Annotated in this window: 4 protein-coding genes and 1 pseudogene; 2 read left to right on the plus strand and 3 right to left on the minus strand. The window is 65.6% G+C overall.

Annotated elements, in window-relative coordinates; all coding sequences use genetic code 11:
- Together ACT4N8_RS05825 and ACT4N8_RS05830 are read right to left on the minus strand one after the other, a co-directional pair.
- Window positions 1–1072 (minus strand): UDP-glucose dehydrogenase family protein (locus tag ACT4N8_RS05825; RefSeq protein ID WP_444857193.1); only part of this gene is annotated, 1072 nt, incomplete at its 3' end.
- A gap of 182 nt (window positions 1073–1254) precedes the next feature.
- Window positions 1255–2316, minus strand: a pseudogene (locus ACT4N8_RS05830) (OmpA family protein); the annotation flags it as partial.
- A 430-nt stretch (window positions 2317–2746) separates the two neighbouring features.
- On the opposite strand from ACT4N8_RS05830, the gene ACT4N8_RS05835 reads away from it, so the two are divergent.
- Window positions 2747–3472: a metallophosphoesterase gene (locus ACT4N8_RS05835; RefSeq protein ID WP_444857194.1), complete on the plus strand. Its 726-nt coding sequence runs from the start codon at window positions 2747–2749 to the stop codon at window positions 3470–3472.
- A gap of 1 nt (window position 3473) precedes the next feature.
- On the opposite strand, the gene ACT4N8_RS05840 is transcribed toward ACT4N8_RS05835, so the two are convergent.
- Window positions 3474–4346 carry a M48 family metalloprotease gene (locus ACT4N8_RS05840; protein WP_444857195.1) on the minus strand — a complete coding sequence of 291 codons (873 nt, stop codon included), beginning with the start codon at window positions 4344–4346 and terminating at the stop codon, window positions 3474–3476.
- Here ACT4N8_RS05840 and ACT4N8_RS05845 point away from each other — a divergent pair.
- Window positions 4329–4511, plus strand: a 183-nt coding sequence (locus ACT4N8_RS05845) for a hypothetical protein (RefSeq protein ID WP_444857196.1), incomplete at its 3' end; no start/stop codon positions are given. The two genes, ACT4N8_RS05840 and ACT4N8_RS05845, sit on opposite strands and share 18 nt — an antisense overlap.

Here is a 4511-nt window from a genome sequence, read left to right on the forward strand (position 1 = left end):
CCATGCTCTCCGGATCGTATCCGCGCACCTCGGCCCCGGCATCCTCCAGGGCCTGTACGATTGACAGCGACGGCGCGTCGCGCATGTCGTCGGTATTGGGCTTGAAAGCGAGGCCGAGCAGCGCGACCGTCTTGCCTCGCGCGTCGCCGCCCAGCGCCTGAATCACCTTGCGCCCCATCGCCCGCTTGCGCGCGTCGTTCACCTTCACGACCGCCTCGACGATCCGCAGCGGCGCCTCATTGTCTTCCGCCGTCTTCAGCAAGGCGAGGGTGTCCTTGGGAAAACAGGAACCGCCATAGCCCGGCCCGGCATGGAGGAACTTGGCACCGATCCGGCCGTCCAGACCGATACCGCGCGCGACGTCCTGCACGTCGCCGCCCACCGCCTCGCACAAATCGGCGATCTCGTTGATGAAGGTGATCTTGGTCGCGAGAAAGGCGTTGGCCGCATATTTGATCAGCTCGGCCGTGCGCCGCGAAGTGAACAGCAGCGGCGCCTTGTTGAGATAGAGCGGCCGGTAGACTTCGCGCATCACCTCCATCGCGGCTTCGTCCTCCGTTCCGACGACGATTCGGTCGGGATGCTTGAAATCCTCGATGGCGGCGCCCTCGCGAAGGAACTCCGGGTTGGACACGACCCAGGTCGCGGCGCCGGGCGCGGTTTCACGGACGATCCGCTCGACCTGGTCGCCGGTTCCCACCGGGACGGTCGATTTGGTGACGATGATCGCGGGGCCGGTCAGGGCGCCGGCGATCTCATGCGCCGCGCTATGGACGTAGGTGAGGTCGGCATGACCGTCGCCGCGCCGCGAGGGCGTGCCGACGGCAATGAAAATCGCTTCCGCGCCGTCCACCGCTCTGCGCAGGTCCGTCGTAAACGAAAGGCGCCCACCGGCAACGTTGCGCGCGACGAGCTGGTCGAGGCCCGGTTCGAAGATCGGCATGACGCCGTTCTCGAGCGCCGCGATCTTGTTCGCGTCCTTGTCGACGCAAACGACATCATGGCCGAAGTCCGAGAAGCAGGCGCCGGACACCAGCCCGACATAGCCGGTCCCGATAATGGCAATGCGCATCGCGCTTCCTTGGCAGCGGTCGACGGCCGGGGGTTATCAAAGCAGTGGACGGAGCGATAGGGCGGGAATTGCCCGCGCCATCGCGCGCGACTCTCCAGTGCCGATCGATCCGAAAAGAAAAGGGAGCCGGCCGAAGCCGACTCCCAATTCCTTGCAGTCGTATCGCCGAAGCGACCGTCTGCTTACCAGCCGGAACCCGGACCGAAGGTGATCTCCACGCGCCGGTTCTGCGGCTCGCGGACACCATCGGCGGTCTCGACCAACGGCCGGCTCTCGCCGAACGCCTCGGTCGACATCGCGCCGTCCGGCACGCCCCGACCGGCCAGATAGCCGCGGACGTTGTCGGCACGCCGCTGGGACAGACCGACGTTGTAGTCGGCCGGACCCGAACGGTCGGCGTGACCGGCGAGAACGACACGCGCCTGACCCGTCGACTGGTACGCGGCAGCCGCGTTGTCGAGGATCGCCGCGGCCTGCGGAGTGATCTCATCGCGATCCCAATCGAAGAACACGATGAACGGCCCCGGAATCGCCGGCGGCGGAGGCGGCGGAGGCGGCGGCGGAGGCGGCGGAGGCGGAGGCTCCGGTGCGCCGAAGTTGAAGGTGATGCCGCCGAGCAGGCTGTGCGAGCGGAACCGCGTCTGCGACTCCTGGCCCAGCCAGGCAACGGTCCTCACGTCGTCGACGTTGAACCAGCGATAGCGCAGGGTGACATCGATATTGTCCGTGATCGCCTGACGAACGCCGGCGACGACCTGCCACGCAAAGCCGGTGTCGGAATCGTCGACGAACGCGCCCTGGTTGGAGAAGGCGCGCAGATTGTCATAGCTGACCCGCGCGATACCGGCGCCGGCGCCGATGAAGCCGCTGAGGCCGTCTTCGTCGCCGAAGTCGAACATGCCGTTGATCATGAAGCTCAGCGCGGTAGTGGTGCCACCGCCGGCATCGGCAACGATCGCCGGGCGAGCAGTACCATTGCTCGGGGTGTCGCCGGGCAGGCGGATCACCGTCTCATACTGGTCGAGCCGGGCCCGCTTGTAGGCCACTTCGGCCTCGAGCCGGAATGCGCCGAGATCGTAACCGACGAACAGGGCGCCATCGAAACCATATTCATGGTCGATTTCGATCTGCTCCGTGCCGGTCGGAATGATCGGTCCGGCGCCGAAGTCGAACGCGATGTCCTCAACGATCATCGCACCGAAATCGCCGCCGACGTACCAGGCGCCATCGCGCGCAAGTGCCGGCGGTCAGCGGTTTGTCTCGTGCGCGGCAACACAACGAACCGGGCCTAAGGAGAGCCCCGCGCCACCGACGAGCCTAGCTTTAGCGATTTGCCCGGTGCTTGGGCCGTTGCGCGATTGCGCGCTCTCGCCGCCTGCGCAAATATGCGACAAATTCCAACAGCCCGAAAATTGCAAAAGGCGTGGCGATTAGCATCGATGCCACAACCAGGCCTGTTTCACCTCAAAGGGAACTCCCGCCCGACTCGAACCTTTGCGGTGGCGATATTCGCTCCCAGCCTCTCGTCAATACCGAGATCGCACAGGCCCTCCCCAGAACCAACCCCCCTGGCGGGCGGAATCTGCGTTGAACCGCAAGGTGCGGGCGCCTATCTGCCTTGCCCCCTAGGAGTTCAGCGTTCACATCATGCCCGTGCAGTCCCTCCTCAAGCGCATGACCCGAACACATCGTCACACCGTGCCCGACGGCCAGCGGATCTATGCGGTGGGTGACATTCATGGGCGGTTGGATCTGCTCGACGCACTCCTCGCCCGTATCGAAGGCGATACCTGCGGTCGTAAAGCTGCCGAGACACTCATTGTTTTCCTCGGCGACCTGGTCGACCGGGGACCAGATTCGCGCGGCGTAGTGGAGCGGCTGAGGGATTATTCCGAGACCAAACCATCACGCTTCTTGATGGGCAACCATGAGGAGGTCTTCCTTCGGGCCATCGGCGGCGACCTCAGGGCGCTGCGCTTTTTGCTGAGGATCGGCGGGCGCGCGACGATCATGAGCTACGGGATCGACGAAGCGCAGTATCGTGAGCTCGGCTTCGAGGAACTCGCCGCGCTACTGCGCCAGAAGGTCCCCGAAAGCCACGTCGCCTTTCTGTCGGAGTTCGAGGAGATGATCGAGATCGGCGACTATCTCTTCGTCCATGCCGGCATCCGCCCCGGCGTAGATCTCGCCGCGCAGGCCGGCAGCGACCTGCGCTGGATCCGCGACGACTTCCTTCGCCACCGCGAGAGCTTCGGCAAGCTGGTCGTGCACGGCCACAGCATCACCGAGGATATCGACGTGCGCACCAACCGGATCGGGATCGATACCGGTGCCTATGAAAGTGGGCGGCTGACTGCGATCGGGCTTGAGGGCGCCGAGCGCTGGTTCCTGTCGACCTGACCTAAGGCTGGGTCGCCTCCACGAAAGGCGGGGTTGCGACGGCGCCGGCAGCCCGCGCGCGGCGTATCGCTTCGAGCTCGCTTTCCATCGCCGCCACTCGGGATTGCCAGTTGCCGTGCGTGGGACTCCCGAAAATATTGAGCCCACGCCGCCCGAATCGCGACCAGAGACGGATCGCCGCCGCTGGATTATAGCCGGCACGGTCGAGCAAATGGATGCTCAAGCGGTCCGCTTCAGCCTCAGTCTCGCGAATCAGCCGAGCGTTGCGCCCGAAATTGCCGAGAAAGCCCCGCGCTACGCCCGCCGCGTCGAGCCGGGCGCGGTGCCGCAGCACATTGTGGGCGAACTCATGGGCGAGCACCGCCGCGAGCTCATCGTCATTGGCGACATAATCGCTGATCGCGGTCGTCACCTGCACATAGCGGCCGTCGGCATAAGCGTTCAGTCGCGGCGACGGGATTAGCTGGAAGCGAGTGGCGCAGCCGCGCTCCGCGCGAACGGTCACGATTGTTTCGTCCCCGCCCCGCCGGAGCGTGAAGTTCACCGTTCCATCCGCCAACGCACTGTCGAGCGCGTCGAGAATCCGCTCCATCGCCTCGAAGCCCCCGGTCGTTTCCAGCTCGTGGCGCGGAGGCGCATCGCCGTCGATCGCCGTGATCACATCATCCTGCCGTAGTCCGTCGCGCTCTGCCGGGCTTCCCGCGGCGATGGCAAGCACGGCCGGCCCGGCGTCGAGGCCGAAGGCGCGAATCGCGGCGTCGCGGAAGTTCACGCCATATTGCGAGAGATCGTGGAGCGCGATTCCAGTTAGCCATTGACGGTTCCGGCACAGCTCGCGATTGCCGATCGCGAGGCGGTGGCCTATCGTAGCCACGCGCCGATCGAGCGCGCGCAAGCCGAGGAGCGCCTGCTCGGCTGGCTGCTGCGCGGGCGCCGGCGCAGCTGCGGCGAGCGTCGCGGCGGTCAAGAAGGCGAAAGAAAAGGACCTTTTGATCAACGACTTCTCATGAGTTCGTGGGTGGAGCTGTGGCCGGTAAGC

The organism is Sphingosinicella sp., from assembly GCF_052387495.1.
Taxonomy (GTDB): Bacteria; Pseudomonadota; Alphaproteobacteria; order Sphingomonadales; family Sphingomonadaceae; genus Allosphingosinicella.